This is a genomic window from Streptomyces sp. NEAU-174, from assembly GCF_052665095.1.
The window spans coordinates 88633-114270 of the sequence record NZ_JBQTCE010000026.1; the positions used below are offsets into that span (position 1 = coordinate 88633).

30 protein-coding genes and 2 pseudogenes are annotated in these 25638 nt (G+C 68.7%); 16 read left to right on the plus strand and 16 right to left on the minus strand.

Features of this window, described 5'->3' with window-relative positions; all coding sequences use genetic code 11:
- Positions 1 to 15 precede the first annotated feature (15 nt).
- Entirely contained in the window at positions 16 to 477 is a 462-nt protein-coding gene (locus ACT2CW_RS45580; protein ID WP_445520820.1) for a nucleotidyltransferase domain-containing protein, read from the plus strand.
- Positions 478 to 535: 58 nt separating this feature from the next.
- On the opposite strand, the gene ACT2CW_RS45585 is transcribed toward ACT2CW_RS45580, so the two are convergent.
- A complete protein-coding gene (locus tag ACT2CW_RS45585; RefSeq protein ID WP_445520821.1) occupies positions 536 to 736 on the minus strand; it encodes a hypothetical protein in 201 nt (66 codons plus the stop codon).
- A gap of 54 nt (positions 737 to 790) precedes the next feature.
- On the opposite strand from ACT2CW_RS45585, the gene ACT2CW_RS45590 reads away from it, so the two are divergent.
- Complete coding sequence (locus ACT2CW_RS45590) at positions 791 to 964, plus strand: hypothetical protein (RefSeq protein WP_445520822.1); 174 nt, start codon at positions 791 to 793, stop codon at positions 962 to 964.
- A 159-nt stretch (positions 965 to 1123) separates the two neighbouring features.
- Here ACT2CW_RS45590 and ACT2CW_RS45595 read toward each other — a convergent pair whose 3' ends face one another.
- Positions 1124 to 1552, minus strand: a complete 429-nt coding sequence (locus tag ACT2CW_RS45595; protein ID WP_445520823.1) for a MerR family transcriptional regulator — start codon at positions 1550 to 1552, stop codon at positions 1124 to 1126.
- A 23-nt stretch (positions 1553 to 1575) separates the two neighbouring features.
- Entirely contained in the window at positions 1576 to 2577 is a 1002-nt protein-coding gene (locus ACT2CW_RS45600; protein ID WP_445520824.1) for an MDR family NADP-dependent oxidoreductase, read from the minus strand.
- 343 nt (positions 2578 to 2920) lie between these two features.
- On the opposite strand from ACT2CW_RS45600, the gene ACT2CW_RS45605 reads away from it, so the two are divergent.
- On the plus strand, positions 2921 to 3565 hold the full coding sequence (locus tag ACT2CW_RS45605; protein ID WP_445520825.1) for an HAD family hydrolase: 645 nt from the start codon (positions 2921 to 2923) through the stop codon (positions 3563 to 3565).
- Positions 3566 to 3713: 148 nt separating this feature from the next.
- Here the strand turns inward: ACT2CW_RS45605 and ACT2CW_RS45610 are convergent, their stop codons facing one another.
- Complete coding sequence (locus ACT2CW_RS45610) at positions 3714 to 4964, minus strand: MFS transporter (RefSeq protein ID WP_445520826.1); 1251 nt, start codon at positions 4962 to 4964, stop codon at positions 3714 to 3716.
- Positions 4965 to 5521: 557 nt separating this feature from the next.
- On the opposite strand from ACT2CW_RS45610, the gene ACT2CW_RS45615 reads away from it, so the two are divergent.
- Both ACT2CW_RS45615 and ACT2CW_RS45620 read left to right on the plus strand, forming a co-directional pair.
- Complete coding sequence (locus tag ACT2CW_RS45615) at positions 5522 to 6604, plus strand: PLP-dependent cysteine synthase family protein (RefSeq protein ID WP_445520827.1); 1083 nt, start codon at positions 5522 to 5524, stop codon at positions 6602 to 6604.
- A gap of 53 nt (positions 6605 to 6657) precedes the next feature.
- Positions 6658 to 6828 (plus strand): hypothetical protein, encoded by a 171-nt coding sequence (locus tag ACT2CW_RS45620; protein ID WP_445520828.1) that lies wholly within the window; start codon positions 6658 to 6660, stop codon positions 6826 to 6828.
- A gap of 299 nt (positions 6829 to 7127) precedes the next feature.
- Here ACT2CW_RS45620 and ACT2CW_RS45625 read toward each other — a convergent pair whose 3' ends face one another.
- The 3 genes and pseudogenes from ACT2CW_RS45625 to ACT2CW_RS45635 all read right to left on the minus strand — a co-directional run.
- Positions 7128 to 7781: a DUF6193 family natural product biosynthesis protein gene (locus tag ACT2CW_RS45625; protein WP_445520829.1), complete on the minus strand. Its 654-nt coding sequence runs from the start codon at positions 7779 to 7781 to the stop codon at positions 7128 to 7130.
- A 397-nt stretch (positions 7782 to 8178) separates the two neighbouring features.
- The gene (locus tag ACT2CW_RS45630) at positions 8179 to 8553 is read right to left on the minus strand and encodes a DUF6233 domain-containing protein (RefSeq protein WP_445520853.1); all 375 of its coding nucleotides are present in this window, start codon (positions 8551 to 8553) and stop codon (positions 8179 to 8181) included.
- 21 nt (positions 8554 to 8574) lie between these two features.
- A pseudogene (locus ACT2CW_RS45635) lies at positions 8575 to 8885 on the minus strand (hypothetical protein); the annotation flags it as partial.
- A gap of 264 nt (positions 8886 to 9149) precedes the next feature.
- On the opposite strand from ACT2CW_RS45635, the gene ACT2CW_RS45640 reads away from it, so the two are divergent.
- The 3 genes from ACT2CW_RS45640 (at position 9150) to ACT2CW_RS45650 (ending at position 11352) form a co-directional block, all read left to right on the plus strand.
- A complete protein-coding gene (locus ACT2CW_RS45640; protein ID WP_445520830.1) occupies positions 9150 to 9710 on the plus strand; it encodes a cysteine hydrolase family protein in 561 nt (186 codons plus the stop codon).
- Positions 9711 to 10448: 738 nt separating this feature from the next.
- On the plus strand, positions 10449 to 10931 hold the full coding sequence (locus ACT2CW_RS45645; protein WP_445520854.1) for a hypothetical protein: 483 nt from the start codon (positions 10449 to 10451) through the stop codon (positions 10929 to 10931).
- A gap of 88 nt (positions 10932 to 11019) precedes the next feature.
- Positions 11020 to 11352 (plus strand): hypothetical protein, encoded by a 333-nt coding sequence (locus tag ACT2CW_RS45650; RefSeq protein WP_445520831.1) that lies wholly within the window; start codon positions 11020 to 11022, stop codon positions 11350 to 11352.
- 200 nt (positions 11353 to 11552) lie between these two features.
- Here ACT2CW_RS45650 and ACT2CW_RS45655 read toward each other — a convergent pair whose 3' ends face one another.
- The gene (locus ACT2CW_RS45655) at positions 11553 to 12179 is read right to left on the minus strand and encodes a hypothetical protein (RefSeq protein ID WP_445520832.1); all 627 of its coding nucleotides are present in this window, start codon (positions 12177 to 12179) and stop codon (positions 11553 to 11555) included.
- Positions 12180 to 12349: 170 nt separating this feature from the next.
- On the opposite strand from ACT2CW_RS45655, the gene ACT2CW_RS45660 reads away from it, so the two are divergent.
- Entirely contained in the window at positions 12350 to 12658 is a 309-nt protein-coding gene (locus tag ACT2CW_RS45660; protein WP_445520833.1) for a hypothetical protein, read from the plus strand.
- Positions 12659 to 13080: 422 nt separating this feature from the next.
- On the opposite strand, the gene ACT2CW_RS45665 is transcribed toward ACT2CW_RS45660, so the two are convergent.
- Genes ACT2CW_RS45665 through ACT2CW_RS45675 form a run of 3 tightly spaced genes read right to left on the minus strand, consistent with a single transcriptional unit; the run spans position 13081 to position 14723 of the window.
- Entirely contained in the window at positions 13081 to 13704 is a 624-nt protein-coding gene (locus ACT2CW_RS45665) for a 2'-5' RNA ligase family protein (RefSeq protein WP_445520834.1), read from the minus strand.
- 13 nt (positions 13705 to 13717) lie between these two features.
- On the minus strand, positions 13718 to 14194 hold the full coding sequence (locus tag ACT2CW_RS45670) for a hypothetical protein (RefSeq protein WP_445520835.1): 477 nt from the start codon (positions 14192 to 14194) through the stop codon (positions 13718 to 13720).
- Positions 14151 to 14723 (minus strand): hypothetical protein, encoded by a 573-nt coding sequence (locus ACT2CW_RS45675; protein WP_445520836.1) that lies wholly within the window; start codon positions 14721 to 14723, stop codon positions 14151 to 14153. Before ACT2CW_RS45675 ends, ACT2CW_RS45670 begins: the two co-directional genes overlap by 44 nt.
- A gap of 179 nt (positions 14724 to 14902) precedes the next feature.
- Between ACT2CW_RS45675 and ACT2CW_RS45680 the strand changes: the two genes are divergently transcribed.
- Entirely contained in the window at positions 14903 to 15199 is a 297-nt protein-coding gene (locus ACT2CW_RS45680) for a hypothetical protein (RefSeq protein WP_445520837.1), read from the plus strand.
- Between the two features lie 778 nt (positions 15200 to 15977).
- On the opposite strand, the gene ACT2CW_RS45685 is transcribed toward ACT2CW_RS45680, so the two are convergent.
- Together ACT2CW_RS45685 and ACT2CW_RS45690 are read right to left on the minus strand one after the other, a co-directional pair.
- On the minus strand, positions 15978 to 17339 hold the full coding sequence (locus ACT2CW_RS45685) for an MFS transporter (RefSeq protein ID WP_445520838.1): 1362 nt from the start codon (positions 17337 to 17339) through the stop codon (positions 15978 to 15980).
- Between the two features lie 65 nt (positions 17340 to 17404).
- Positions 17405 to 17716: a putative quinol monooxygenase gene (locus ACT2CW_RS45690; RefSeq protein ID WP_445520839.1), complete on the minus strand. Its 312-nt coding sequence runs from the start codon at positions 17714 to 17716 to the stop codon at positions 17405 to 17407.
- A gap of 161 nt (positions 17717 to 17877) precedes the next feature.
- Here ACT2CW_RS45690 and ACT2CW_RS45695 point away from each other — a divergent pair, with 161 nt between their 5' ends.
- The 6 genes from ACT2CW_RS45695 (at position 17878) to ACT2CW_RS45720 (ending at position 24413) form a co-directional block, all read left to right on the plus strand.
- A complete protein-coding gene (locus tag ACT2CW_RS45695) occupies positions 17878 to 18708 on the plus strand; it encodes a GntR family transcriptional regulator (protein ID WP_445520840.1) in 831 nt (276 codons plus the stop codon).
- On the plus strand, positions 18705 to 19766 hold the full coding sequence (locus ACT2CW_RS45700; protein ID WP_445520841.1) for a TIGR03619 family F420-dependent LLM class oxidoreductase: 1062 nt from the start codon (positions 18705 to 18707) through the stop codon (positions 19764 to 19766). The genes ACT2CW_RS45695 and ACT2CW_RS45700 overlap by 4 nt, the downstream gene beginning before the upstream one ends.
- Positions 19767 to 19815: 49 nt before the next feature.
- Positions 19816 to 20559 carry a transglutaminase-like domain-containing protein gene (locus ACT2CW_RS45705; protein WP_445520842.1) on the plus strand — a complete coding sequence of 248 codons (744 nt, stop codon included), beginning with the start codon at positions 19816 to 19818 and terminating at the stop codon, positions 20557 to 20559.
- Between the two features lie 94 nt (positions 20560 to 20653).
- Positions 20654 to 22063: an NAD-dependent succinate-semialdehyde dehydrogenase gene (locus tag ACT2CW_RS45710; RefSeq protein WP_445520843.1), complete on the plus strand. Its 1410-nt coding sequence runs from the start codon at positions 20654 to 20656 to the stop codon at positions 22061 to 22063.
- 45 nt (positions 22064 to 22108) lie between these two features.
- Positions 22109 to 22816 carry an NADPH-dependent F420 reductase gene (npdG, locus tag ACT2CW_RS45715; RefSeq protein WP_445520844.1) on the plus strand — a complete coding sequence of 236 codons (708 nt, stop codon included), beginning with the start codon at positions 22109 to 22111 and terminating at the stop codon, positions 22814 to 22816.
- 517 nt (positions 22817 to 23333) lie between these two features.
- Positions 23334 to 24413 carry a transposase gene (locus ACT2CW_RS45720; RefSeq protein ID WP_445520845.1) on the plus strand — a complete coding sequence of 360 codons (1080 nt, stop codon included), beginning with the start codon at positions 23334 to 23336 and terminating at the stop codon, positions 24411 to 24413.
- Here ACT2CW_RS45720 and ACT2CW_RS45725 read toward each other — a convergent pair.
- The 3 genes and pseudogenes from ACT2CW_RS45725 to ACT2CW_RS45735 form a co-directional block, all read right to left on the minus strand.
- Positions 24350 to 24988 (minus strand): dihydrofolate reductase family protein, encoded by a 639-nt coding sequence (locus ACT2CW_RS45725; RefSeq protein ID WP_445520846.1) that lies wholly within the window; start codon positions 24986 to 24988, stop codon positions 24350 to 24352. The genes ACT2CW_RS45720 and ACT2CW_RS45725 overlap by 64 nt on opposite strands.
- A gap of 31 nt (positions 24989 to 25019) precedes the next feature.
- Positions 25020 to 25310 carry a hypothetical protein gene (locus tag ACT2CW_RS45730; protein WP_445520847.1) on the minus strand — a complete coding sequence of 97 codons (291 nt, stop codon included), beginning with the start codon at positions 25308 to 25310 and terminating at the stop codon, positions 25020 to 25022.
- A gap of 108 nt (positions 25311 to 25418) precedes the next feature.
- Positions 25419 to 25638, minus strand: a pseudogene (locus ACT2CW_RS45735) (TnsA-like heteromeric transposase endonuclease subunit); the annotation flags it as partial.

The window sequence follows — 25638 nt, forward strand, 5'->3', positions numbered from 1 at the left end:
TCGGAAGGCAACACGATGCACCGTGACGACCAGCCCGCGAGTAAGCCATCCGGGATCTCACCGGAACGACTTGCCGAAGCAGAAGAGATCATCGACCGTGTCACACAGTGGGCCGCAGATCACGACGATGTCGTCGGTCTCCTCCTAGTCGGATCGTGCGCTCGCAATGCCGCACGGCCCGACTCCGACATCGATCTCGTTCTCCTCACAACAGATGAGTCCCAGTACTCCCGCAACGCATGGGCCGATGAGCTCGCTCTCGGCAAACTGATCAGAACCCAGTCATGGGGCCTGATCAGCGAACGACGCTTTGCCACAACATCGGGCTTGGAAGTCGAGATCAACATCGGATCCCCCGACTGGGCACAGACGGACCCGGTCGATCCCGGAACACGCCGAGTCGTCACCGACGGCGCCCGCCCCCTACACGACCCGGACGCCGTCCTTGCCTCCCTAATCCGGGCCTGCCAATCGTGACGACCTCGACACCGGACGGCTGACTCAAGGGGCATTCGGACAGTTCCAATATCCGACGTCACCAGTAGCCATCTACCCCACCGAGACCATCGAGGCCCACCGCGCCTTCATCACCCGCCGCCACACCCTGCGGCCCGCCGAGGAATACCGCACCCCCACCGACACCGAGTGGGAAGACTTCCTCGGCCACTTCGAACGCCGCAAACTCTCTGTCGGCACCTGCGCCCGCGCCTACGGAACCGCCTGCGTCCATGAACACGCCTGCGTACGCTGCTCACTGCTGCGGCCAGACCCAGCACAGCGCGGCCGCCTGGTGGAGATCCGCGACAACCTCCTCGCCCGCATCGCCGAGGCCGAACACGAAGGATGGCTCGGCGAAATCGAAGGACTACAGGTCAGCCTCGCTGGCGCCCAGTCCAAGGTCAGCCAGATCGACACGACCGCCAATCGCGGGCCGGTGATGCTCGGCATGCCAACCCAGCGGTAGGAACCGCAACGGCATGACCCGGCTTGCACTCTCCGTCTTGCGTCAGCTTGAGTTTTAACCTCCAGAACGCGTGGCGGCATTGTTCTCGAAGGGCGGCCACGTCGGGGGTCGTGCACGGCGGCAGGCTGGACCACGTGGCACCCGACTTGGGGAGAGAGATCAGCGCTCAGGCGTAGGTGTAGGCATGCTGTCGCTGTGGGAGGCCGGCGAGCATGCGGCACCTGGTGACCCTTCGGCGGCTGCGGCGAGACCCTGCCGCAGGTGTGTGAGGCGTGTGATCTCTGCGTCCAGGGCCGCAAGGCGATCGGCTACGACGTCACTGAACTCGCCGGGGCGGCCGGCGCAGGAGGGCGACGGCTGTTCCTGGACGAGGAGGTCCAGTCGATGGGCGCGGCGGCGGATGTCCTCCAGGGTGAGGCCCAGCCCCAGGAGGCTGCGGATGACGCGGACGCGGGTCACCTCGGCGAAGCCGTATTCGCGTTGGCCGGACGAGGTGCGTGGCGGAGGCGGAAGCAGGCCGCGTGCCTCGTACAGGCGCAGAGCGCGCGGGGTGGTTCCAGCGGCAGCCGCTGCCTCGCCGATCCGCATGTCCGCTCCCGTCCCGTCCTGTCCTACAACTCCACGATGGACGCCCCGAAGGAGCGGCCGGCGATCAGTTCGGGCAACGCGCCCGGGGTGCGCTGCATTCCGCGGACCGGGGTGTACGGGAAGCGGATGTCTCCGGCCCGCAGCCAGTCCCCGAAGCGGGTCTCCCACTCGGCCTCGACGTCCGGGTGGTCCATGCCGTTGTAGCCGGCGATCGTGATGCCCCTGGTCAGCAGACGGTAGGTGTCGAGCACGGCAGGTGCACTCCCACCCGCTCGGTCCGGGGACAGCTGGCCGTCCAACGCGCCTACCAGGGCAATCCGGGCGCCACGGTTCGCTGCGTGGACGGCGGCCGTCAGTAATTCGCCGCCCACGGTGTCCAGCACGACGTCGATGCCGTCCGGCGTCGCATGGGCGAGTTGGCTGCCGACGGAACCCGCTCCGCGCAGCACTGTGGCGTCATAGCCGAACTCCCGCTCCAGTCTCTGAGCCTTCTCCGGTGAGCCGGTGCTGCCGATCACCCGGGTGGCGCCCAGTAGCCGGGCGATCTGGCCCGCCATGGTGCCCACGGCTCCAGCGGCGCCGGTCACGAACACGGTGTCTCCCTCCTGAACCTCGGCCAGCCGGGTCAGCGCGCCGTACGCCGCGGAGCCCTGGGCGAGATGGCCCACCGGGTCGGGCAGGGTGCCGTCCAGCAGCCGACACCCGGTGGCGGCAGGCGTCGCGTACTCCCGCCACCCCTGAAGGTGCAGTACCAGCCGCCCTTTCTCCAGCGGCCCGTCGACCACCTCGCCGATCGCGGGGCCGAACAGGATATCGCCAGGGTGCAGGGGCGGCAGCGGGACATCGTGTGTTTCGCCCCCAATAAGGGTGCGCAAGCCCGGGAAGACGAGAAAATGGGTGTTGCGGACAAGCACCTGGCCGGCCTCAGGACGGGGTACGGGCGCTTGTACCAGGGTGAAATCGTCCGGAGTCGGCAATCCATCGGGGCGGCGGACCAGGCGTACGAGGCGGTGAGTCGCATTCATGGTCGGACGCTAAGCCCTGCCCCATGGGGCAGGGGCAAGGCTCAGCGCCGAGAGGTTTCCGTTCACCGGCCAAGCAGCTCTTCTGTCGGTCCGTGTCCCAAAACCCCTGTGCACCGGCGAAAGCAACACTCAACGGTGGTGTGTCCAGGGCGTGGAGGAACTGCCGCTCCGCGTTCGAACCTCAGAGGTTAAAACTCAAGGTCAGTGCTTGTTTCCGAACCTAAGGGCCCAAAATCACCAGGGGCGGCAGACTGGAGGCTTCGGAGAGAGGCCAACCTCGGTGACCGCCGTCCGTTCCGCGGGGAGAGTCCTCAACCTATTTCTTGTAGTGAAGGATGAGCGGATGGATTTGGAAGAAGTGGTCTGGGACATGGACGGGACCCTGCTGGACTCCAGTCAGGTGGTTCCGGCGGCGTTCGTCCGGGCCGTGCGCGCTCTGGGCGGGCCCGAGGTGGACCTCCACGAAGTCGTCGCCGCGTACTGGCGTGGGACGCCAGAGGTGATCCTCGAGTATCTGGTTGGCCGGAAGCTGTCCCGGCTGGAGACGGAAGCGTACTACCGGGAGTTGGACGAGGTGCGGGTCGCCCCCTATCCCGGAGTAATGCCGACATTACAGGCGTTACGCAGGAACGGACGAGCGGTAGCAGTGTTTACCGGGGCCAGCAGCCGGGCGGCAGCCGTGCTGCTGAAAACCGCGGGCCTCAGGGTCGATCTCCTCATCGGCGGCGACCACATCCTCAACCCCAAGCCCGCCGCCGACGGTCTGCTGCTTGCCACCGAACAGCTGCGGACCGAGCCGCAGCGCGTGGTGTATGTCGGAGACTCACCCCTGGACCTGCGTGCCGCCGCGAAGGCACGGTGCCACGGCGCCGCCGCCGCGTGGGGCCACATGTACGACCCCGACGAGCTCGCCGACACCACCTTGGCGGCACCGCAGGACGTCCTGAAGCTGCTGTCGGTGAGGCCGAAATCCCGCAGGCCGCGGTGATTTCGGCGTCGGTGACACCAGCGCTGATGCGCGTTACAGGAGCTTCCCCATCGTGATTGCGGTGGCGATTCGGGCTCAGGCGGCCTATGCCAACATCGCACTCGACTTCTGTATGGCCGACGGGCTACGCCCTCTGTCCCTGTGCGTCTCAGAGGGCGTTCTGTACATCTTCGGCAGGAACTCCAGGCACCTGGTTCTCGGTGGGCACGGGATCGATGATCCAGATGCTGCGATTCCGGTCGGCCAGGAATGCCGAGAGCGCGAGCAGGAGCGCGCCGGCCGCGACGACGAGAGCTACCACGAGAGCACCTTCGAGGCCGTGTGCCTCCGCGAGGCCACCGGATACGGCCTGTCCGGCGGCTGTCCCTAGGGGACCGCCAGCGCACAAGATGGTCATGGCGACCGCTGCCCGTTCAACGGGGGCGAGTCGTTCGGTCAAGGTGTACAGGCTGATCATGTAGGGCGCGATGGTGAGGCTTGCCGGCGCGATAGCCAGGGGAACAGACACCAGTTGGGCGCCGACGAAGAGAACACCTATGCCGACGAAGAGTCCCGCAGCGAATGAGACGTAACGAGCGCGCAGGGAGAAACGCTGCGGGATCCAGGCGCAGGCGGCACCCGCCAAGGCACTGCCGATACCGAATTCGGCGTACAGGAGCCCTGAGGCACCGGGCTTGTCGATCGTGTCGGCATACACGGTGACAGCTGTCTGGACCGCACCGAAGATCGCCCCCATCGCGACCATCGCCAGGAACATGACGGCCAAGGGGCGACGCGGTAGCTGCGACTTCAGGCGCACCCCTGAAAGGGGCCACGGTGTCGGGCGGTGGGTGTAGAGCAGGGCGAAAGGGATAGTGCTTCCTGCGATCAGGAACATAGTCGTCACGGCTGGCGCGAGGGGGCTCACTGACGCCAGTAACCCGACAAGCGCGGGTCCAGCGACGAAGCTCATCTCATCTGCGGATGCCTCGTAGGACAGAGCCGCGGACAACAGGTGGTGCTCGTCGTGCGAGCGCACCAGACGTGACCAGTGCACGCGTACGAGAGGGCCGACTTGAGGCTGGGTCAGGCCCACCAGAGTGGCCGCGGCGAACATGCTCTCCCGAGTGCCGTGGCACGTGGCCAGCAGGATTGCCCAGGCACCGAAGTTGGCGAGCGCGGCAGCGGTCCCGACAGGCCGGTGCCCGTAGCGGTCGGCTAAGACCCCGACTGTGGGGCCGCCGACGGCGATGGCGATGCTCTGGGCGGCACTGGCGAGTCCGGCGAATGCATAGCTCCGGGTCGATGCCTGGAGCAGGATGAGTGTGGAGAGGGCGGAGGTTGCGTACGGCAGGCGGGCGAGGAATCCCAAGGGAAAGAAGCCGACGCCTGCGACACGCAGCAGGGAGCGATACGACACTGATGTCTCCATCGGGCATGTCGAGGAGACGCGCTACCCAGCCACCAGCGCGTCGACGAGCCCGATTCTGATCGTCAACCTACTTCAGGTGGCTGAAGACTGTACAGGTACCTCGACGGGCGGCAGCGGGCGTTTCTTAGCCGCTGGTCCTTCCTCACCCACACGGGACTTACGATCCATACTCAACCACCACAAAACTAACGAAATCCTCAGTGGTCAGTAGTTCAGAGAAGTCACGAGCCCGAAACTGGCAGCTCCGCTCCAAACGGGATCTCATGGCCGATGTCCTGTCGGTAGCCGATCGGACACGAATCTGAGACTGGCTGGTGTCCTGTCGCATTGAAGCTGCCGGATTCTCACTCGTTCTCGTTCGTGCTGTCGGATTCTCACTGCGTGACCGTTCTCACCGAAGCCGGCCGCCGTGTCATCCAATCCAGTCGATCAAGGAGTATGGCCGAGCCGAAGCGCGGTAGCAGGCGCAGCGGCAGGTTCGTTGTCGACCATGACCGTTGAGCATGGCGACCTGCCCGGTGTCGCGGCTCCAGTAGGGTCCGATCATGACTACGGGACACCCGAACTCGTGGGCTGCGGACGCGATCCGGCGGGTACGGACAGACGGCCTGCATCTGACACCGACGCCCCTGCGTCCGCTTCCGCGACTCGCGATCCGGGACGTCGAGATCTACGTCAAGGACGAGTCCGCGCATCCCACAGGCAGCATGAAGTATCGCCTGGTGCGGGCCATGTTCTGTGAGGCGATCGCCAGCGGTGCTATCAGGTCGGACACACCGGTGATCGCGGCTACGAGCGGAGCGGTTGCTGTCGCCGGAGCCCACTTCGCGAGGCTGCTGGGCCTGGTGTTCACCGCTGTCGTACCGGCGAAGACCTCTGCGGACGTCCTGGCCAGGATCGAAGGGGAGGGCGGACGGTGGCAGGTGGGCGAGCAGCCGCCCGCCGCGGTGCAGGAGGAGGCGCGGGCGTTGGCCGAGCAGCTCGGCGGCCACTTCCTGGACCACTTCAGCGACGCGGACCGGGCGGTGGCCGGGTGTGGTGAGCCGACGATCGCCGACGAGATCTTCGAGCAGATGAGCGGGGAATCGCACCCGATCCCGGAGTGGATCGTCACTGGTGCCGGAACCGGGGCGACTTCGGCAGCGATCGGACGCCACCTGCGGCGACACGGTCATTCGACGCGGCTGGCCGTGGTGGACCCGGAGAACTCCGCCTACTTCCCCGCGTGGGCGAGCGGGTGTGGCGACTACACCACGGGGATGCCCTCGCGGATACCTGGCATCGGTCGCCCACGCACCGAGCCCGGCTTCCTGCCGGCGGTGATCGACTTGATGATCCCGGTACTGGACGCGGCGTCCATTGCGGCCATGCGGTGGCTTCGCACTGCTGCCGGGATCGAAGCCGGACCGGCGACCGGCACCAACTTCTGGGGAACGTGCCACCTCGTGGCACGGATGCACCAAATGGGGATGCGGGGCAGCGTCGTCACCATTATCGGCGACGTCGCTGATCCGTACCGGAACACCCACCTCAATACGGAGTGGGTGCGTGCGCGGGGACTCGACCCCGCGCCGTACGAGGCCGACATCGAGCTGTTCGCCCGCACCGGGGACTGGGCGGTCGGGTAGCGACCCGCGTGACGGCCGGGCGCGGATGCCCCTCAGACCTCTATCCCGGCTGGATGAGACGGAGACTGACTTCGCCGGGCAAGAAGGTCTCGGCTGAGGACCGCAGTCACCTCGCAGCGTTCCCCGAGATCGTGGTGCTGACGCATCTGATCCTCGCCCCGCCCACAGCCGCCCTCGATCCCAAGGAGCTCTATCTGGCGACGACCGCCGAGCTGAGCCGATGATTTGCACGGATCTACACCACTCTCGGACCCCAGGCCCCCTCTACCGGAGGTTCTGCCTCTATCGAGATCGCGACTTCCGCGAAAGCCAGGTCGTTTGAGAACCCCGGGCCTCCGCCTTCTCAAACGACCTGGCATCACAGCACGTCAACGGCTCGCTATCTGACAGATGTGCTTCGACAGGACAGCTGGTCAGGGCCCTCACTCGTTTGGGTGGTCCGGCCGCAGTGCGGACTCCCCGAGAACAGTGTGCTGGCACCGTGGCGTTGCGGGCAATCGCCCGGGCTGGGGGGCAGCACGAGTCAGCCCTGACGCTGATCGTTTGCGGTGCCTGCGACAGCAGGCCCGCAGTTCGCGGGAAGCGAGCTCATCACCATGGCGATAGCCGCAGCTGCGGTGTCAGCTTCACCGATGACCGTTCCAGGAGAAGGACCGCAGACGCGATACCGGCCGTCGCTCAGCGGATCGATGAACGGCACGTCCCATGAGTACGGGAACCCGGTGCAGGTCGTGAAGTGAAGTGACCAGTGGCTGGTGAACGGATACAACTGCCTCAGCTTGGGTTCGGCGGACGCGGCCTCGGCGAGCGCCAGTGTCTGGCGGGCGAGGTCGAGTCGATCGGCCTCCTGGCGCAAGTCCTCCAAGAGGATCCGCCACTGCACGGTGACTGCTTCGGCTGCGCCGTGTTCATGTGCTTCGGCCAGCTCGCTCACCTCGATGAAGGAAGCATCCTCCTGGATCTCGCGGAGCCTGGCCCCGTTACGCCAACCTGCCGCAGCTCGGGCCAGTTTGCCCAGATCGGAAGTCGAGCCCGAGAGCAGCTGAACCCCTTGGTACGGGCCGTTGATGTGGAACCAACGGCTCTCTGATCCGATGAAGATCCAGCAGGGTTCCCGACCGGGGATCGTGCTTGTGACGCCGGCTGTCCGCAGCGGGTCCGAAGCGTTGCTCAGCACCGCACCCAGATCGAGGCCCTGCCCGGCAGCAGCCAATACCAGGGCCGCGGCCAGGCTGCCGGCAGCCTCAAGATCCGGATAGAGATCAGGATCGGCGGGAGTTGGTTCGTGTCGAGCGGGGCGCGGGGAGTTCGAGGTCCCCGCCGGAGTCTGCCGTCTGCACTGAGGAAATGGCCACCCTCGTGAGACGGATCTCCTATGCCACACCGTGAGACTGGTCGCAGAGCACCAGGTCAGCAGGCTGCCTCATGTCATGAGCCGAGAGATCCTACAAGCGTAGACACGCCAACGGCAGAGTGCCCAGCTCAGACCACTTATCTGCCTGATGTAGGTACTGGAGCCGGGCCCTGCTGGGTTGCGCTGGGGCGCCCGGCGGGCGATACCGCCCCCGTCGGCTTCAGGGCGTCGGGAGATGGCGGGCATCGCAGGCGGTGCATGGTTCGCTGCCCGGCGGGGTGAGTTCGCGTAGCGCCTGGCCGAGGGTGAGGTCTGCGTCGCCGGTCGGTATCCAGCATGACTCGTGGTGGATGACCAGGCGCCCGGGGCCGCCGGCGGGTGCGGGCAGGTGCTGCACGCTCCACCGGCCTGCCGGGGCGGCGGGGGAGGAGTGGGGCGGCCGGGCTGGCCGGGGTTTCCGCCGGGTCGGCACGGCGGAGTAGTCGGTGCCCTCGATGGCATTGATCAGGCGGGCGGGGACGCACATCACGATCGAGCCGGGCTCGACCGTGATGCGGTTCGGCAGCTCCACCTCGGCCCATACGGGCAGACGCACCTCGTACCACCAGCCGCCCCCGGCGCTGCGGCGGTCGAGGCGAGCAGTCACGCAGTCCGGGCCCTCCAGGGTTGCCCAGAAGGGATGGGTGACGAGGTTGAGGGTCAGCTCCCGCTGCCGGTCCCGCAGCCGCTGAACCTCCGCTTGGTCCTCCTCGGACCAGCCGTCGGTCGGGGGCGCTTCCGCGGGCGCCAGATGTCGGTATCACTGAACCCCGGGTGCGGCTCAACGGACCACGGGAGGCTCTTGAGAAGCACCGTGAGGTCGCCGGCGACCTGGTGGAGTTCTTCCTGCGGGTCGAGCAGGTCCGAGGGGAAGAAGGCTCTGGCCATGGCCAGAATGATACGCCTGTTCGATTCTTGAGTCGCGGTGAACGCGCCCGGAGTGTCGGTAGCCCTGTTGTGACTGAGCGGCTGAGTTGGCCCGTGAGCGCTTCAGCGGCCCGTTTCGTGGTTGGCCCGCAGGGCAGAGGTCGCTTTGCTCACCTGCGTGGTTTGCGCAAGATCTGGGCGGCGGCGCTGATCGACGTCCGGCCCGCTGTCGGTGGGCGGGGCTACCGTGCGTAGACACGAGCCCAGCGCGAGTAGAGGAGGATCATGACCACATTGGAGAGTCGGCCAAACACCGCGCTCCTTGTCGTCGACGTGCAGAAGGGTGTCGTCGAAGGGGCCCACCAGCGCGACGTGGTCGTCGCGAACGTCGCCAGCCTCGTCGAGCGGGCGCGGCAGGAGGGGGTCCCGGTCGTCTGGGTCCAGCACTTTGACGAGGAGCTCACGAGGGGGAGCGACGATTGGCGGATCGTCCCGGAGCTCACTCCAGCGGACGCCGAGCCGCTCGTCGAGAAGAGCTACGGCGACTCCTTCGAAGACACCACTCTGGAGACCGTGCTGTCGGGCCTCGGTGTTGGGCGGCTCGTCGTCGTCGGCGCGGAGACCGACGCGTGCATCCGCTCGACGCTCCACGGTGCGTTCGCCAGAGGGTACGACGCGACCCTGGTCAGCGACGCCCACACGACGGGCGACAAGACGGCATGGGGTGCGCCGCAGCCGGACCAGGTCATCGCGCACACGAATCTGTACTGGACCTACCAGACGGCGCCGGGGCGGACCGCTGGGGCGGTCGAGACCAAGGACGTCGTCTTCGCGGGCACATCCTGACGACTTGAGTTGCGCCCTGCGGGCCGACCACGACGCTCACCCGGGCCCCAACTCAAGCGTCACGGGCCAACTCGGCCGCTCAGTCACACCTGTTGTCCTGACCGGATAGAGACCCTGCTCGGCGGAGCCGACGCGCTGGCGGCCCTGGCCCCGGTAGAGGTCGAGTTCGCGACGACAACGGCCCTTCGACGCGTTGCCAGGAAGGAGATCGGACTTACCCGCGCGGTCGAAGATCTAGCCCTGCCGGACCAGATCCACACTCTCGCAATCTGCACCGCGGTCATGCTGTTGGAGGCGCACGGCCGCTCTTGCGCCTTGGAGCATCTCGACGGAAAGACTGCGGGGTACGCCCGGAGGGGCTACCTCAGGCCTTACACGATCACCTGAAGCTGCCAGGCACTTGGCGAGACGCTCGGCTGGGGTTGTCCACAAGCCGGGTGAGCCCGGGGAGGTCATGGCATACCGCCTGAACCGGGGGCTGGTGCCCGTGCGCGGTCGTCGGCCCGCCCGCGGTACCACCGACCGCGTGCGGGCCGCCGCGGCGGACATCGTCGCCGTCCGTCGCCTGCTGCGCAGGCTGAACGAGGGACTGCGTGAGGAGGGTCCCGAACCCGCTCCCGGGTTCGGGACCCTCCTCTATCCAGGTCGTTACGCGGTGGGGGCAGCTGTGCTCGAACGTGTGACGGTGTGGACAGTGAGCGCGCGGCGGTGGTGGGCGATCACGGACCTGGGCGCCATGTGCGGCAACGGCCTGCGCCTCCTCGTCGACACCGGTCTGCACCGGTCCGGCGCCTTCCTCATCGCCACCCGCGCCGGAACCCGCAGGGTCTACGTCCCCAGCGACCACACCGGTTCGTCACCACCCGCGGCCCCCACCACCTCCAGCTGCGCGTCCACGAACGAGTCGTCGGCGAGACCCGCGCCTGCGGCACCGGAGCCTGCGTCGCCGTCGCCGCCGCCCGCGCCCACCAGCCGCACCCGCCCATCGCTGTCCACTACACCGCCGACCTGCCCGGCGGCCGCCTCCACATCGCGGTACGCCCCGACGGCGCCATAGACCTCACCGGCCCCGCCGTCGTCACCGTCCAGGGCACCGTCCGCCTCACTCCGTCCGGCAGCGCCGGGCACCCGGCGGGAGCCGACGTGCGGGCACGGGAGAGGTCCGGGGGATCCGGGACCGACCTGTTCAGGAGGAGCGGTGTCGAACACGCCGAAGGCTGAGACCGGCCCTGGATGGTCCGCGCTGGTCGAGCCGGAGGAAACCGCGTGGAGTTCCTCGCCGTAGGGCACGAGGCTGGTCAACTGCGGGATGGAGTGGGACGCCATCGTCATCGCGCCGCTGCAACGCGGCCTGTCCGCCCTCACCAGCCTCGGCCTTCCCGTGGGCCCCGGCTATTCCGTGCTGGCCGACTACGTCCGCCAGGAGTTCATCGTCCACGTCCCCGCCGGCACCGCCCACCGGTGCACAGTACAAGGCACCCGCTCCCTGACAGCCGGATCATGGCTGCTCATGCCGACAGGTCAGCGCGGATCCATCTCCGCCGCGTGGCTCAGCACTCTGCACCCCACCCGACCCCGATTCGTTGACCCCGGTGAGCTGTCCGACGCACTGCGGCAGGTCGACCAGACCAGCATCGCCTGACATATCAGCTCCCGACGACCGGGCGGGGTGGCCGCGAAGGCGCGGACGCGTTGCTCGACGTCCTGGACGAAGGCAGGGAAGACGCCATCATCACGCGCGCCAGCTGACGTTCCGCAGCAGGCCAACAAGAAAATGGGGAGGCCATCGGCCTCCCTTTCCGAGTGCGAGGCGCGCGCCAACGAAGAAGGATCACCAGCCGGTCAAGCGGCATGCAGACCGGGAGCGGCCCAGCCTCCGAGGCGCTGGTGGAGCTCCACCACCTGGGGGTGACTGCTGACCCGGTCGGTTGCGGTGGCGAGGGTCAGTACGCGAGAGCGGATCAGGGTGGAATCGAGGCGTTCGGCAAGGTCGAGGGCCTGCCTGGCGACGACACAGGCTTCTTCGAGGTTGTCCTCTTCCAGGTGGGCGGCGGCCATGCCGACCATGTCCATGGCCCGGACCCGCTCATACCCGGCACCGCGCTGCTCGATGGCGGTCGCGAAATGGAGGCTGGCCTTGCCCACCGGCTTGCCGTGCAGGGTGTGCAGGTCGCGGTAGGCGACCGCTGTCGCCCCGGCGAGCTCGGCGGCGGTGAAGTAGGCGATCCAGTCCTCGATCCTCTCCCCGCTCTCCTCGGCCCGCGCCAGGTGTTCCTGGGCCTGGGCGAGCGTCGCCAGGGACGCCTGGGCGTCTCCGACGGCCGCGAGCATCCGGCCGCGCTGCGCGGTGAGCATGGCCGTCAGCCGCAGGTTGTGGGCGGCGGCCGCAGTGCGGACGGCCACGCCGAGCAGTTGGAGAGCGTCATCGGGGCGGCCGAGGTAGACCATCTGGTGCGCCAGACGGGACATCACCTCGGCGCCGCGCCCCGGGTCCCCGGCTTGCCGGGCGAGCGTGATGGCGTGGGTCCAGTACCGCTGTGCCGTCCCGTAGTAGCCCGCGTCGTGCGCGGTCCACCCGGCCAGCTGCGCGAGGTCGACGGCAGTCTGGCGCAGCCGCCGGTCGACGGCCGGAGTGGAGGGTGGGCCAGCAGTTCGGTGACGTCTTGCAGCTGGGCCACGATGGCCGCCCGGAACAGCGCTCCTCCATGCCGACCGTCAAGGTCGCGGAAATGGCGGACGAGCCGCTCGATGCCGGCGACATCCTCCTTGCCGACCCGGGCCGCTGTGCCGGCCGCCGTGGTGTCGGCGGGCGGGTCGGCCCACCACAGTCGTTCGGCGGCCGCAATGAGGGGCAGGCCGGCGGCGAGTTGGGCCATGTCGCGGCGGCTGAGCAGCAGATCGCTCCGGGCGTACTCGTGCCAGCGTCAACGGCCCTAGCGTCTGGCTGAGCACCTCGGCGACGATCCGGGGCACCGGATCCCGGGGATGCTCGCCCTTGAGCCATCGCCCCACCCGCGCGAAGTCGACCGCGATGTTGAGTCCGGCGGCCGCCGCACGGACATTGACGCGTCGGGCCAGGTCCCGGTTGCTGATCCCGGCCCGCTGTAACGCGTTGGCCAGCCGTTCGTTTCGGTCGTACGCCCATGACGATCACCCGTCTGCCTTGAGCCCCTCAGACTCATGCCAATCCGCAGTCGCTCCGGCTCATCCGACCCGCTCTCCGCAACCACGACGAGCGCCTCCGCACGAAGAGTGAAACGACCGGAGAAGCGACTCCGTCCACAGAGGAGGCCAACCGCTGACGCACTCTTCACAGCCGTGTGGTCTTCGGGGACCTGGTCCTCGTCCGGCGGGCAACGCGGGGATGCCTTCAGCCGAGTGGCGCTGTTGCGTAGGGCTCCCACTCGTACATGAGGTTGTCACGGTGGATGACGATCAGCTCTGCCGTGGTGATGCGGGCGTGGGCGGGCCGGGCGTCGAGCGCGGCGAGGGCCTTGGAGACGGGGGCGGCCGGGCCGTCGGCGGCGGAGTAGGCGACAGACACGTGCGGTCTGAATCCGTCGGCACTCTCCGGCACCTCGCCGAGGACATCGCCGATGGCGGCTCGGATCGCGTCCCTGACGTCCTGGACCGGCTCGCTGGGATGAGCGGGCAGGAGCACGGCTTCGGGGTCGATGACCTCCGGCCCGAGCTGGAGGTCGAAAGCAGGCACGGCCAGAAGACGGGCACGCGCCGCTTCCACAACGGCCTTGACGTCTCTTTCCGCGACCTCGTTGACGAAGCCGATGCCCTGCATGGTCAGGTGCAGCCACCGATCGGGGATGGGAGTGAGAGCGGGGCCCAGCGGCCCGAGCCCGGCTCGGTACTCGGCGGCCAGGCGATGCACATCGTGCTGACCCTCGAATGTGAGGTGCCAGGTGTAGAAGCGCCGGCCGACGCCCCAGCCGGGCCGCCACCACCAGTGGTTCCGCATGCTCCTGGGCAGAGTCGTCATAGCCAGGATCCAATCAGCCCGCGGTCTGTCCTGGCGAGAGGGCAAGGCGCCGCGGCGCCGAGTTCAAGCGGAACTCCTCGATTGCTGCGCGCAGTCCGGCGCCTGCTCTGCCGGTGTCGCGCACCTGGCCGAGAGTCGTTGCGACTTCCATCAGGCGGTCGGTGACCGTGGCGAGGCGGCGGTCCGGGGGGAGGGCAAGGACGGGTGAGAGTGCCTCATGGGCGCCTTCGGGCTCGTCCATGGCCAGGTATGCCGCCGCGCGGCTGATATGGATCTGTGCGAGGGTGCCGTATGCCCGGACCGGCTGAGTGCTGATGAGATCCAGCGCATGGTCTGCGGCGTGTAGTGCGGCAGCCGCTTGGCCGAGGCGCAAGGGTACCGCGGCGGTGTAGTTTTCCTGTCGCGTCGGTCCGCAGGCGAAAAGGCCGCCGGTGTCGTCTCCGCCCTCAGCCGAGTCCCGGGCGGTATCGGCGAGGGCGAGTGCGGCCACTGCCGCGTCGGTGGCTCCGAGTTTCGACCAGGCGTCGGCCTCCTGGCAGGCGAGCAGAACAGCGACCGTCCCGGACGGGGTGTAGAGGGCTCCACGGCGGGCGTGCTGGATGGCGTCCTTCCAGCGTGTCCCAGAAGGCGGTCTTCGACCGCACTGAGAGGACCCACGACCTGAGGGTGTTGTTGCGCGACAGCTCGGCGCAGAGCCAGGCCGTCAGCCCCTGCGCCTCCGCCTCGGCCGTATGACCGAGATCGGAAGAGATCCACGCCAGCAGGCCGCAGACGTAGCCGCCGGCCAGGTACAGGTCGCTGGCCTGATGGGGATGCTGATGTCCTTCGAGTAGCGAGAAGATGCGGATGCGCAGGTGACGGGCCCGGCTGAACAGGTCGACGGGATTCGAGTCGGGCTTGAGGTATTCGGCAGCCAGGAACCGTGTCTGTCCCATCAGCTGGGCCAGCGTGAGGTCAACGACGTTGGAGGATTCCGCCCAGCGTGCCCAGGTCATGGACTCGTCTGCGGCGAGGCGCACCAGGTCGGCTCCGTGGGGTTCGGCAGGGGCCAGTCGGGTGAGGATCGCCCGGTCGCTGTTCGGGAGTGCTTGGCGGTCCTCATAGTCCAGTAATGCGTCGATAGTACAACCGAAGACGTCGGCGAGCGTGTTCAGGACGGCGACGGTCGGTCGGCGTGCCCGGCCGGGATTGCCACAAGGTGGCCGCGACGGATGAGGAGGTCGCCGCCGAGTGGGCCGCCGGGACGTGGTGCGGACCGCGCTGGTGTCCGCCCTGCGCCGAGCGGGACGAGCGGGAACGGGCCGAACGGGAGCGGGAGCGGCGGGAGGCCGAAGAGCGTGCCATCGAAATGCGGCGGCTCGAGGTCGAGGCGCTCGAGGAGTGGGCGCGGGAGGTCCTCGCCGATCCGGACACGGTCATATTGGATACGGAGACCACGGGCCTGCATGACGAGGCCCGCATCGTAGACCCTCGGGGTCATCACCGCGGCCGGTGACGTCCTGATGGACACGCTCATCAACCCGGGCGAGCCGATCCCAGCTGATGCGGCCGTTGGCGGAGGCACTCGTAGCCCTGCACTGGCTGCCGGAAGACCGTCATCAGCAGCGGTATGCGCGAGATGCGGCTGGGCTGATACTGATGCGCTGTGGCGAACTCCGCCGGGCTTTGTGGGGCTGGTCGGTGCAGAGCTGGGCGGACCTGATCAACGCTGACGGCGCTGGGTTCTGACGCTCATGGGGTGGCCAGTTCGGCCCCGATGCCCGGCCGTTCGTGATCGCCTGCGCCTATCTGCTGGGCGAGTTCACGGGCTTCGACCAGCTCGGCCGCTTTATGCGACCGGCCCTGGCCCGCCGGGTGTTCGGGGCCGAGCTCGTCGACGACGCCGTCGGATGGATATGCAAGGTCTTGGCAGATTGGGGGTATCGGCGCGATTCCGGGACGTTGGCCTCGGTGATCTGCCAGGTGCTGCTAAGCCGCAGAATGCGGGCGGTCTGCGTTGCGTGCCGCCTGCTGGTCCGGCTTCATGTCGGTTGTCGGGTTTCACCTGGCGTGACTGCACTCAGCTGGGGAGGTTGATGCTTGTCTGCTGTTCGATCGCCGGCCGACCGTACGGCTCGGGTGGGCCGGCTGTTGTGGATCAGGGGCGCGGAGCCTTCGGGAGCCCTCCGGCGTTCTTGGCGCGGGGCCGGGTGGTCTGGCCGGTCAGGGGGTGTTCGCTGGTGGTCCCGCCGGCTGCTGTTGTGTGGTTGTGGCCGTGGGGGCCTGGATGCGGTTTACCGGGGGAGGGGTTGTCCTTTGGTCTCGGGTCCGGTGGACCAGACGGTGGCGATGGCGGTGATGTACATCGCCACTCCGACGACGGTGGCAGCGGCGGTGATCCCGCCGAGCAGGCTGATGAGCATTCCGGTGCCGAGGGTGACCAGCGCGCCTGCGATGCGCGCGGAGTTGAACACCGCGGAGATCGCGGTGGCGCGGCCCGGGGTGGGGAACAGTTCGGGCATGTAGATGGGCATCCAGGCGAACTGGCCCAGGATGAAGAACCCGGCCGCGGCTGCCACGGCCAGTGCTGCCTGCGGGGTGTGGACGGCGTAGAAGAGGACCGGGACGACGGCCGCGGATGCGGCGTAGTAGAGGAGCATGGTGGGTTTTCGGCCCCAGCGGTCGGCCAGGTAGCCGAGCAGGAGGTAGCCGGGTACGGAGGCGCCGTTGAACACCAGGCCGGCGTTGGCACCCCATCGGGTGCCCGTCTCGCCGGTGTCCTTGGCGAGTTGGGCGGTGTATGGGGGGATCCAGGCCGACACGGCGTACAGGCCGATGACCGACACGACAGTCAGCACGAGCAGCCGCAGCCCGCGGCGGCGTAGGTGGGCGTGGGCGAAGACGGCGGTGAAGGGGGAGCGCAGGAGTTCCCTGTCCGCGGCTGGGACGGTGTTGCCGGCTTCTTGGGCGGCTTTGGCCTTGCGCCGCCGGTCGCGGACCGAGGTCCACATCTGCGGGTCGCGGACGGCCCGCCGTACGTAGAGGACGATGAGTGCCGGGAGCGTGCCGGTCAGGAAGAGGTAGCGCCAGGCGTTGTCGCCCACGGGCTCCAGCAGGTACCAGGCCAGCGCGGCGATGACGGCGCCGACGCCGAAGCCCGACTGAAGTACTGCGGCGGCTCGTCCTCGTGAACGGTCCGGCCAGAGTTCGCCGATCAGGGCGGTGGCGCTGCCCCACTCCGCTCCCAGTCCCATGCCGGTGATGAAGCGCAGCGCGAGCAGCCACCAGTAGTCGGGTGCGAGTGCGGTCAGACCGGTGAAGAGGGCGTACCAGAGGATGGAGAGGATGAGGGTGCGGCGTCGGCCGAGTCGGTCGGCCGCGAAGCCGGCGAGGATCCCGCCGAGCGCCCAGCCGGCGAGGGTGGCCGCCAGCAGGCCGCTGACGTAGGCGGGAAGGTCTGCCAGCTGTGCTTCGGTGCCCACCGCCACGACGGCCGTGGGGCCGACGAGGACGAGGGCGTAGGTCTCGAACCCGTCGAAGGTCCATCCCAGCCAGGACGCGAACAGCGCACGGCGGCTGCTTTTGTCGATGTGGCGCACGGCGGGGGACGGGCCGGGAGTTCTGGGGGGCGACACGTCGTTTTGCAGGTCGGACATGGTGCTCTCCTTTGAGCGGTCGCGCGACGTCTGAGCGGTCGCGCGACGTCGCGACGTGCCCGTTGTCAGCCGATGACGTTGACCGGCCTGAGGACGGAAACCTCGACCGGTTCGGCGAGGAGGTCGGACAGCTGGGCGCGGTACGCCGTGTAGTGGGCCGTCGTGCGGTGCGCCTCCAGGGCCGCAAAGTCCTGGTAGCGCTCCAGGAGGACGAAGTCCGGGGCTTGCGTCCCGGTGGTGTAGAGGTCGTAGGAGCGGCATCCCGGCTCGGAGCGGGTCGGGGCGATCATTCCTTCGAGCAGGGCCTGAAGCTGCGGAGCGCGGTCTGGGGCCGGGGTGAAGCGGGCGATCACGGTCACGTGGTTGTGGTCTGTCACGGGGACTCCTTTGATTGCCGGCGGGGGCTACTTGCGCCCACCAGATGTAAGACGTTATAAAACGTCTTATGACATGCGTCAAGGGTTCGGTGACCCCGCCGGCCGTGACACCCGAAGGGGTGGTTACGCGTCCGGGCCTGCTGCCGGGTTCAATACGACTTATGACATCTGACATGGGCAACGAGCCCCGCTTCGACCTGTCGGCCGCCGGATTCCGGATCGAACGGGGCCGGACATCGGCGACGACGCAGCTGGCGGAGCAGATCAAGGCACTGATCCTCAAGCAGCAGCTGCCGCCGGGAACGCGGCTGCCCACGGAACGGGAGCTGATGGCTGAGACCGGTCTGAGCCGCATCACGGTCCGTGCCGCCGTAGGTGCACTGGAGTCGCAGGGCTGGGTGGTACGCAAGCAAGGACTGGGCACCTTCGTCTCCGAACCGGTGGACCAGGAGCTGTCCTCCGGCGTGCGCACCATCACCGAGGTCCTGCTCGAACAGGGCGTCACACCGCACATCGACGTCCTGGGCTTCGGGGTCGAATCCGCTGCGCCCCACGTCGCGCAGGTCCTCGGGGAGTCCGAGGTGCTGACGATCCGGCGCCGGTACGGGGACGGGGAGAAGCCGGTCGCGCTCGTCACGATCCACCTCCCGACGCGGGTGCTGGAGGCGGCCGGGCCGCTGCGCTCCGGCGAACCCGCCACCGAGACCACGTACACGATGTGGGAGCAGCGCCTGGGAGTGCGGATCGCGCAGGCCCGGCACCAGATCCACGCGGCCGCGGCTTCTCCGGACGTCGCCGCGGCGCTGGAGATCGAGGAGTCCGCACCCGTGCTCGTCCTGGAGCGGGTCAGCTACGGCCACGACGGCCGTCCACTGGAAGTCGTGATCTTCCACTACCGCCCGGAACGCTACGGATTCACCGTAACGCTTCCCCGCACCGTCTCCGGTGCCCCGGCCGGCATGACCGACATGACAGAAAGGCCACGTCCATGAACGACGACGATCCCTGCGGCGCGGGTCCCGCCCACGAGCCCGAGCCGCATATCGGGCTGATCCTGGCCCTGACCATCCGCGGCCTCGCCGTGGGGAACTATCCCGACATGGTCCGCGCCGCGCAGGCCGCCGAGTCCTGGGGATTCGACTCCGTGTGGCTGTGCGACCACTTCCTGACCCTCAGCCCCGACGACTACGTCCGGGACGCGGGCATCACCGCCGGACCCGGGAGCGACGGCGATGCCCGGCACAGCCGCTCGTCGTCGGTCCCGCTGCTCGAATGCTGGACCGCGCTGTCGGCCCTGTCCCGTGACACCACCACCGTGCGCCTGGGCACCAGTGTGCTGTGCAACTCCTACCGCTACCCCGCCGTGCTCGCCAAGATGGCCGCCACCTTCGATGTCATCTCCGGCGGCCGGCTGGACCTGGGCATGGGAGCGGGCTGGTTCCAGCAGGAGTACCAGGCATACGGCATCCCGTTCCCCCCGACCGGGGACCGGGTCACCGCGCTCGGCGAGTCGCTCCAGGTGATGCGCCAGGTGTGGACCGACCCGCACCCGACCTTCCACGGCGACTTCTACAGCATCGAGGGGGCGGTCTGCGATCCGCCCCCGCTCCAGCAGCCGCATCCGCCCCTGTGGGTGGGCGGCGAGGGACTGCGGGTCCACCGCATCGCCGCCCGGCACGCCAACGGCATCAACGTCCGGTGGTGGCCCGCCGAGAAGTGCGCGGAGCGCCGCGCGTTCCTGGACCGTGAGTGCGAGGCGATCGGCCGCGACCCGGCGACCCTGCGCCTGTCGATCACCACCCTGCTCGCACCGACCGACTCCCCGGCACAGCAGGAGGAGCTGCGTACCCGCTTCCAGTCGATTCCCGACACCGGAGTGATCACCGGGACGCCGGAAGCCTGTGTCGAGCGCATCCGCGCCTACCAGGATGCCGGCATCGACCACTTCCTGTTCACCATCCCCGACGTCGCGGACTCGACCTGTCTCGACGTCGTCGGGGAGCAGATCCTGCCCCACATCAAGCCCGCACACCGCACGCAACCCATCTGACCCCGGCCGCGCGACCACGACGCCAACGACTAAAACGAAGGGCCACTGCGTGACCTCCGAGACCACCGCGCACAACGAGCTCACCACCATCGACGAGGCGTACCTGAGGCCGACCGCCTACATCGATTCCGACCACCCGCTCGTGGTGTCCACCGCACGAGAGCTGACCGACGGTGCCACCACCGACAGCGAACGACTGGGCCGCATCTACCACTACGTCCGCGACCTGCCCTACGACATCCTCGCCTCGTTCCGCTATCTCGCCGAGGGCGAATCGGCGGCCAGCGACGTCCTCGCCCACGGTGTCGCCTTCTGCATGGGCAAGGCGAGTTCGTTCGCCGCCCTGTCCAGGGCCGCCCGCATCCCTGCCCGCATCGCGTTCCAGGCGCTCCACGCCCCGAAGATGGAATTCCTCTCACCGGAGGTCCGCACCCTGTGGGGAGGGCCGGTCGGACGGCCACTGCCCTGGCACTCGCTCGGCGAAGCCTTCCTCAACGGCCGGTGGATCAAGCTGGACGCAACCATCGACGCGCCCACCGCGGCCCGTCTGGGCAAGCCCTACACCGTCACCTACGACGGCGTCACGGACATCCCGACCGTCGAGGGGCCCGTGCTGCGGGAGAACGGCAGCTACGCCGACTATCCCGCCGAAGTGGCGCGATGGTACGAGCAGGTCGCCGGCGAAGTCCTCCAGGCGCTTGCCTCGCCCGCCGCGCACGAGCGGGTCGCCGGCGACGACGTGCTGTGGAGCGGCCCCGACCCGGAGCTGGTCGGCCGCACGTCCCTCGCCTGATCGGGCCACGCGAGGAGCGCCCCGAGACACTCCACCGGCGGACATGCCCGCCCTTCGCGGACCATCACCTCAACCCCCAAGGAGTGAGGCCACCATGGCCGTTCACCAGATCACTTCCGTCAACCCGGCCACCGGGGAAGTCATCGCCCAGTTCACCCCCCACTCGCCGACTGCTGTCGACGCGGCACTCGAGCGGGCATCCCTGGCCGCCAGGAGGTGGCGGACGATACCCGTCACCGCACGGGCGGAGCACCTCGAGCGGGCCGCCGCGCTGCTGCGCGCCGAACGGGACCAACTCGCCGCACTCATCACCGAGGAGATGGGCAAGCCCATCGCCGAAGCGGAAGCCGAGGTCGACAAGTGCGCCCGGGCTTGCGAGTACTACGCGAGGCAGGGACCGGAACTACTGAGGCACCAGCCCGTGGCAACCGGGGCCGCCCGCAGCCACGTCGCCTTCGACCCGCTGGGCCTGGTCCTGGCGGTCATGCCCTGGAACTATCCGCTCTGGCAGGTGTTCCGCTTCGCGCCGCCCGCGCTGCTGGCGGGCAACGGTGCCGTGCTCAAACACGCCTCGAACGTGCCGCGTTGTGCCCTGGCCATCGCCGACATCTGGAACCGGGCCGGCTGCCCGCCCGGTCTGTTCACCACGCTGCTCGTCGGCCCCGACGCGGTGCCGGACCTCATAGCCGATCCCCGCATCCACGCCGTGACCCTCACCGGATCGACCGAAGTGGGCTCTGCCGTCGCTGCCATGGCCGCGCACCACCTCAAGCCCCAGGTCCTCGAACTCGGCGGCTCGGACCCCTTCATCGTCCTCGCCGACGCGGACGTCCCGGCCGCCGCCGCGGCGGCGGTCAGCGCACGCATGCACAACACCGGGCAGAGCTGCATCTCCGCCAAACGGTTCATCGTCGAGGAAACGGTCGTCGAGGAATTCACCGACGCGTTTACCGCCGGTGTCGCCGCCCTGACCGTGGGCGACCCGTTCCGCCCAGACGTAACGATCGGCCCGCTCGCCCGGTCCGGTCTTCGCTCCGACCTCGTCGACCAGGTCGAGCGCAGCACCGCAGCGGGCGCCCGCGTCGTCACCGGCGGCACGGTCCCCGACGGCCCCGGGTACTTCTATGTGCCCGCCGTCCTGGACCAGGTCACCCCGACGATGGCTGTCGCAGCGGAAGAGACGTTCGGGCCGGTGGCCGCCGTCGTCTCCGCGACGGACCCGGCCCAGGCCGTCGACATCGCCAACGCCACCGAATTCGGTCTCGGCGCCGCGCTGTGGACAACCGACCTCGAGCGCGCCGATCGCCTGATTCCCGGCATCGAGGCCGGCGCGGTGTTCGTCAACGGGATCGTCGCCTCCGACCCGCGGCTGCCGTTCGGCGGCATCAAACGCAGCGGCTACGGACGCGAGCTGGGCGCCTTCGGACTGCGTCAGTTCACCAACGTCAAGAGCGTGTGGATCGGCCCCGCACACAACGCACACAGCCACCCCCTCAGCGAATGACCAGCATTCTCCACCCCCGAACCAGCCGACCGAAGGCGATCACCCATGACAGTCACTCAGCCGGACTCGCTCCCCGCCACACCAACGCACCACGAGAACACCGTCGCCATCGTCGGCGGCACCGGCGCCCTCGGTCTCGGGCTCGCCACCCGGTGGGCCCACAGCGGCGTCAACGTCCGCATCGGATCCCGCCGTGCACAAGCGGCGCAGGGCTGCGCCGACAGACTCCCCGGAGCGGTCGGCGGGGACAACACCACCATGATCGAAGGCGCGGCGGCGGTGGTCGTCGCCGTGCCCTTCAGCGCACACGTCGAGACGATGCGCTCCATCGCCAAAGCCATCCAGCCCGGACAACTGGTCATCGACACGACCGCGCCCCTTCTGCCCGCCGGGCCCCGCGGCCTGCGTCCCATCGTCCCCTGGGCCGGTTCTGCCGCCGAACAGGCCCAGGCCCTGCTGCCGGACGGCACAAGCGTGGTCTCGGCTCTCCAGACGGTCAGCGCCGCCACCTTGCAGGACATCGAGCTCCGGCTGGACGAGGACGTATTGCTCTGCGGCGATCACACGGCCGACAAGGTCCTGGCCGCGGATCTCATCGACCGTATCCCCGGGCTGCGCACCGTCGACTGCGGCCTGCTGGACATCAGCGGTGTCTGCGAGCGGATCACCGCGCTGCTGATCGGGATCAACAGGCGTTACAACACCCACGCCGGCATCCGGCTCACAGGTCTCCCCGAGCCTCTCGCCCGATGAGCTTGTTCTCTCTTCTCCCGTCTCGAACGGTGTCTCGGACCAAAGCCGCTGACCTGGGGGTTCGCCAGACGCGGGGGCGGCCTTCGTCTGATCATGTGCTCCGGCCAAGGTGCACGTGATCATGACGAAGGCCGTGAGGGTGAGTCGGCTGCCTGATGCTGTCCGGAGGGAAAGCGCTGGCGGAAGCGTCACGCTTCCGGGGCGGGTTCTCCGAGTGTGTGACTGTTTGGTGTGGGGAGTTGTTGGCGTGGGTGGGCGTGGTGCTGTGTGTGGAGGGTGTGGTGTGTGGAGGGTGTGGTGAGGTCGCCGGTGGACTTGGCGTTGTTGCCCGAGTATCGAGGTGGACACGGAGCGATGTGCGGGGGTTTGATCCACGGCCGGTTCGACGTCGGTCGGCTGTGGACGGTGACGTCGATGGGCTGTGGACGGTGCCGGCCGGGCTGTCGTTGCCGCGGTTCGGCGGTGGGCCTGCGGTCTTGGCGGTCGATGTGCCGCCGTGGTTTCGCCTGGATGCGCCATGCTCGGCGCAGTGCCTGTTCTGCCACGTCCCTACGGGCGTGTGAAGACGGCCTCGCAGTGCATTCCGGGCCGGCCCTGCTCTTTCGTGGCTGTGCTGGAGCCGGGCGCCACGTCGTGGACCGCGGTCCTGGACGTGGTCCGGCTCGGACCGGCGGACGAGGCGACCGCGATCGCCGCCGCCCTGTTGCGGGGTGTCGTCGAGCGGCTCATCGCCGCTGGTCAATGGCAGGCCGGGGTCCCGTATATCGTGATCGTCAGCGATGCCGGCTACGACGTCACCCGCCTGGCCTGGGTCCTGCGCGACCTGCCGGTCGAACTGGCCGGCCGGGTCGGCTCCGACCGTGTGATGCGGCTGCCGGAAGCACCGGGAATGCACGGCGTCAACAGCCGGCCGCTCAAGCACGGCCCGGAATTGCGGTTCACCATGCCGGAGACCTGGCCCGAGCCTGCGATCACCACGGACACGACCAACGACGGCCAGGCCGAAGCCCAGGCAGGGGACCGGGTCCGCCCAAGGCTCACCCACCGCTCCTCCTGGCTCGACCACGACGGCGGACTTCCGCTGGTCGAAGGGAGGTTGATGTCGGCTGAAGGTCGAGCATCTGTCGAAGGAACGGGATGCCCTGCCAGTGTGGTTATGGTCCTTTGTGGTTATGGTCCTTCAAAACCGGCGCCACCCCCCCCACGAGGTGGACCGCTTCTGGCAGGCATGTCTGCGTCGCTTCGATCTGGAGCACACCTTCGGCTTCGCGAAGCAGACCCTGGGCTGTGGACCACCCCCGAAACGTCGTACTCCCCAGGCGGCGGACCGCTGGACCTGGATTCTGATCGTCGCCCAACCCTGCTCCGGCTCGCCCGGTCCCTCGCCGCGGACCTCCGTCGGCCCTGGGAGAAGCCCACGAGCTCCGGCCGGCTCACCCCGGCCCGGGTCCGCCGGGGGTTCAGGACCACGACGAGGAACCACCGAGGCGGGCGCGGCAGCACACCCAGCCCGGCGAACCCTGGCCCCGCGTGTCAGCGGCGGACCAGCACCGCGTGCGTGACGGTCGGCGAGCTGACCAGCTCGGACACCCGGTAGCCGTCGATCCCGTTGCCCAGATTGTCGAGCAGCCGCTCGCCGCGCCCGATGAGCAGCGGCGCGATCACGAGGTGGAACTCGTCGATCAGCCCGGCGCGCAGATACTGCTGGATGACCGCCGCGCCGCCGCCGATCCGGACGTCTTTGCCGCCCGCGGCGTCGAACGCGCGCTGGAGCACCGTCTCCAGCGGCTCGTCGGTGAAGTGGAAGGTCGTTCCGCCGGCCATCTCCAGCGTCGGGCGCAGATGGTGGGTGTGCACGAAAACGTCGTGGTGGTAGGGCGGGTTGTCGCCCCACCAGCCCTTCCAGGACTCGTCCTCCCACGGCCCGCGCTGCGGGCCGAACATGTTCCGCCCCATGATCGTGGCGCCGATGTTCTGCTCGCCGCGGGCGAAGTAGTCGACATCGATTCCGGTCTTCCCCGCGGCGGAATCTTCCGCCGCGGAGACGAACCAGCTGTGCAGGTCCTCACCCCAGCCGACACCGTCGCCGAACGGGGCGTCCAGTCGCTGGTTCGAGCCGGCCGCGAAGCCGTCGAGGGAGATCGTCACGTTGTGTACGCGGACCTTGGGCATGGCCTTCGCCTCTCGTGCTGATGTCGTTCTCTCACCCCTGCGTCGTACAGAGCCTGCCGGGATCGACATCCCCGCGCACATTCTTTCGGCGGGCCATACTGGTGCCCGGCACCGCCTGAGGCTGCTGCGCCTCTGCCCCCAGGAGGGCGAAGCCTGGATCGGTGAAGAGGTGCCCGGCGAGCACCGCTTCATCACTGCCGTCCTCGCCGGCCAGGTGAACGCACTGCCCGGCCAGGGCAACGACCTGCCACCGCAATCCGCGGAAGCGAACATGAGACGCGACCGCCACCACCGGCCGACCGCTCTGTCGGCTGCTGCTCACACCGCCTCCCCGCACCCGGCGCAAGCCCCGCCGCACCCCTCGTCTGACGCCGGGCACTCGGCCGCGGGGACGCAGCCCTGGCTCTCCTCGCCACGCCCGGCGCCGGCGTCATCGTGCCGGCTTCCCCGCCGGCGCTGCGCCACATGCCTCGCGGAGGGAACCGGGACTGACGATGACCCGTTCGTGCAGCGGCGCCTTGAGTGCTGTCGTCAGCGTGTGGTGCCACAGGGCGTGGAAGACGGCCGGGAGGACCTCGATCGGGTCGCCGGCCGCTGCGGCGCCCTCGATCAGCGGCCGCGGCCGCGAGAAGGCCTCGAGGACTGCGGGC

Excerpts from the sequence above, each read along its gene's own strand:
- ACT2CW_RS45580 (WP_445520820.1), top strand. The coding sequence starts at position 16 with ATGCACCGTGACGACCAGCCCGCGAGTAAGCCATCCGGGATCTCACCG.
- ACT2CW_RS45595 (WP_445520823.1), bottom strand. The coding sequence starts at position 1,552 with ATGCGGATCGGCGAGGCAGCGGCTGCCGCTGGAACCACCCCGCGCGCT.
- ACT2CW_RS45600 (WP_445520824.1), bottom strand. The coding sequence starts at position 2,577 with ATGAATGCGACTCACCGCCTCGTACGCCTGGTCCGCCGCCCCGATGGA.
- ACT2CW_RS45605 (WP_445520825.1), top strand. The coding sequence starts at position 2,921 with ATGGATTTGGAAGAAGTGGTCTGGGACATGGACGGGACCCTGCTGGAC.
- ACT2CW_RS45615 (WP_445520827.1), top strand. The coding sequence starts at position 5,522 with ATGACTACGGGACACCCGAACTCGTGGGCTGCGGACGCGATCCGGCGG.
- ACT2CW_RS45620 (WP_445520828.1), top strand. The coding sequence starts at position 6,658 with ATGAGACGGAGACTGACTTCGCCGGGCAAGAAGGTCTCGGCTGAGGAC.
- ACT2CW_RS45640 (WP_445520830.1), top strand. The coding sequence starts at position 9,150 with ATGACCACATTGGAGAGTCGGCCAAACACCGCGCTCCTTGTCGTCGAC.
- ACT2CW_RS45650 (WP_445520831.1), top strand. The coding sequence starts at position 11,020 with ATGGAGTGGGACGCCATCGTCATCGCGCCGCTGCAACGCGGCCTGTCC.
- ACT2CW_RS45655 (WP_445520832.1), bottom strand. The coding sequence starts at position 12,179 with ATGTCCCGTCTGGCGCACCAGATGGTCTACCTCGGCCGCCCCGATGAC.
- ACT2CW_RS45665 (WP_445520834.1), bottom strand. The coding sequence starts at position 13,704 with ATGACGACTCTGCCCAGGAGCATGCGGAACCACTGGTGGTGGCGGCCC.
- ACT2CW_RS45685 (WP_445520838.1), bottom strand. The coding sequence starts at position 17,339 with ATGTCCGACCTGCAAAACGACGTGTCGCCCCCCAGAACTCCCGGCCCG.
- ACT2CW_RS45695 (WP_445520840.1), top strand. The coding sequence starts at position 17,878 with ATGACATCTGACATGGGCAACGAGCCCCGCTTCGACCTGTCGGCCGCC.
- ACT2CW_RS45700 (WP_445520841.1), top strand. The coding sequence starts at position 18,705 with ATGAACGACGACGATCCCTGCGGCGCGGGTCCCGCCCACGAGCCCGAG.
- ACT2CW_RS45710 (WP_445520843.1), top strand. The coding sequence starts at position 20,654 with ATGGCCGTTCACCAGATCACTTCCGTCAACCCGGCCACCGGGGAAGTC.
- npdG (WP_445520844.1), top strand. The coding sequence starts at position 22,109 with ATGACAGTCACTCAGCCGGACTCGCTCCCCGCCACACCAACGCACCAC.
- ACT2CW_RS45720 (WP_445520845.1), top strand. The coding sequence starts at position 23,334 with ATGCTCGGCGCAGTGCCTGTTCTGCCACGTCCCTACGGGCGTGTGAAG.
- ACT2CW_RS45725 (WP_445520846.1), bottom strand. The coding sequence starts at position 24,988 with ATGCCCAAGGTCCGCGTACACAACGTGACGATCTCCCTCGACGGCTTC.